The organism is Pseudoalteromonas sp. P1-9, assembly GCF_001399975.1.
In the GTDB taxonomy this organism is placed as follows: domain Bacteria; phylum Pseudomonadota; class Gammaproteobacteria; order Enterobacterales; family Alteromonadaceae; genus Pseudoalteromonas.
This window is the reverse complement of sequence record NZ_LKBD01000091.1, coordinates 1-2,238: the sequence shown is the minus strand read 5'-3', so window position 1 is coordinate 2,238 and position 2,238 is coordinate 1. Positions and strand designations below refer to the sequence as shown.

Here is a 2,238-nt window from a genome sequence, read left to right as displayed (position 1 = left end):
GTCTTTGATTAAGGTGTTGCCGTTATCGTCATACGTGAAGGTGGTAACATCCGTGCCTTCAGTTTCACTTGTTAGCCTATCGTTATCATCAAACACATAATTTGTAGTGATTGTGTTATGCGTTTGGGTTAAACGATTCCCCACCTTGTCATAGGTAAAGCTGGTTTGGCTGTTACCATTTACAGCGTCGGTGATACTTTCACTGGTTAATCTGTAAAGGTTGTCGTAGCTGTAAGTGCTTGCTCTACCAGTTAATTCTGTGAGTTTCGTTCTGCGCCCTGTGTTATCAAGCTCATAGTTAAATTCATTGATAACAACACCTTGGGCATTGTAGTGACTCACCTTAGTAAGACGATTTAAGTCGTCATACGCATACAAAGTACTGGTGCCATTACTGTTACTTTGTGATACGCGGTTACCATTTTTATCATAGCCGTAACTGGTAACCTGATTTGTGTTATCGGTAACACTGATTAAACGATTAAGTGCATCATAGGCATAGGTTTCAACACGAAAAATTAAGTTTACTCTGACCCTAGTTTTTTCCTCTTAGATCTTTTTTGGATTCTTTCGTTTCACTCAAAATATAAACATAAAAAACACCCAAACTAAATCAAATTAGAGTGGGTGTCTTTGTTATTTTAAAGCTTAGTCGAGGGTCATCATCTGTTCAAATATGGTTGGGTGTCATCTTTAATTTAATTAAACTCGAAACTCATTTATTGCCCTTTAACTAACAAAACTTTAACTTTTTAATCAATTTTTCTAATTTGTCATTTTTTTAATTTTAACAATGACACCCAACTTTAAATTACTTTAGTAAAGCTAACAAAACCAACTTAAATACCCTCAATTAACTAGTAATTCTTGTTTTAGAGCTGATTTATCCAAATAAATAACAGTTGTTTATTTAATATCAATAAGTAAAACCAATCTAAGTGCATACAAAAATCACCCTATGTGGCGGACTTTTGTGGCATGGATGATTGTGCGGGGTAATAATTAGCTAAGCGAGTAATTTTTCGCAATTGGCGAGATTTGGCCTTCGTTTTAATTCGAGGTGTTCTTTATAAGATTGTAGCGATTCTGAATGACCGACTGCACCATGAAAGACTTTCGTGAATTTAGTGGCCAGCTTTAACCAGTTTTCGGGTTCAATGTTTAATCGCGTTAGAATCGGTTGCTCGGCGTTGCTTATATAGCCGCGTTTGTCTTCACGTATGCAGCGCCCTGTAAGTTCTATTAATTCTAAATATGATTGTAGTTCAAATGGCAGCCCTTTCGGCATGTGTTTTCGTGGATTACCAATAAACGTCATGAGTGGTTTTGGTTGCTTGCCTTCTAATGCTGCTTTTATTCGTTGTTGAATACTGGTGTAGTCTGATGTTTCAGGTGTATTGGCTATTTTGGCGCGTATTGGGTTTAAATCTACATACGCCATGCAGGCGGTAAGGGCTGCTTCATCTAGGAGTGCTTGAGACTTAAATCGACTCTCCCAAAATCTACCAGTGCAGTTATCCTCAAAGTTAGCTTTGCGCGCAATATCTTCATTCAGTACGCGCATAAACCAGCTAATATCCATTAAGCGATTACGAAACACCTGCGTCATTTCATCGAGTGTGAATTGTTCAGCTGGATTAAGTGGTTCGCCAGACAAGTATTTTTGTGTGAGTAAATTACCTTTAAACAGCTTGTGCCAGCGAATAAGAATTGCTTTTTGTTTTAATCGTTTTGCTTTTTTCTCATCTACGCACAGTACTATATGAGTGTGGTTACTCATTACAGCATACGCACATACATCAATACAAAATACTTTGCTTATTTCGAATAGTTTGCTCTCTACCCACTCTCTTCGATGTTCATAGCTTTTCCCTTTTACTTTGTCTTCACCACACAAAAACGCGCGACGTACACAACGGGAAATACAATGGTAATAAGGCGTATCAGACAAACTTACTTGGCGCTTACGAGGAATAGCCATCACAACCTCTACACAAAATTGCACTATCTAAAGCTTAGCTAAAAGCGAAAATAGTGCAATTAAAGGTGGGTGTCATCTTTAACTTCACAGGGTAACAGGTTCACCATCACGCCCCATCCACGCATCTTGCTGCGTAAAACGCCCTACACCTTGGTCATAGTAGCGTGCGCGCAAGTAATACTGGTCTAAATCACCGTCAAATTGTTCACCGGTATAAAGGTAATTATTGTCCGTTGTGCCTGTTTGGTTTTGTAATT

At 38.3% G+C, this 2,238-nt stretch carries 3 protein-coding genes; all 3 read right to left on the bottom strand.

Annotated elements, in window-relative coordinates; translation table 11 throughout:
* The coding region (locus AN214_RS21625) for a DUF5052 family protein (protein WP_235576799.1) at positions 1-378 on the bottom strand (378 nt) is incomplete at its 3' end.
* Between the two features lie 628 nt (positions 379-1,006).
* Positions 1,007-1,981, bottom strand: a complete 975-nt coding sequence (locus AN214_RS21620; protein WP_054981602.1) for a transposase — start codon at positions 1,979-1,981, stop codon at positions 1,007-1,009.
* Positions 1,982-2,065: 84 nt separating this feature from the next.
* Positions 2,066-2,238, bottom strand: a 173-nt coding sequence (locus tag AN214_RS23385) for an RHS repeat-associated core domain-containing protein (protein WP_200911156.1), incomplete at its 5' end; no start/stop codon positions are given.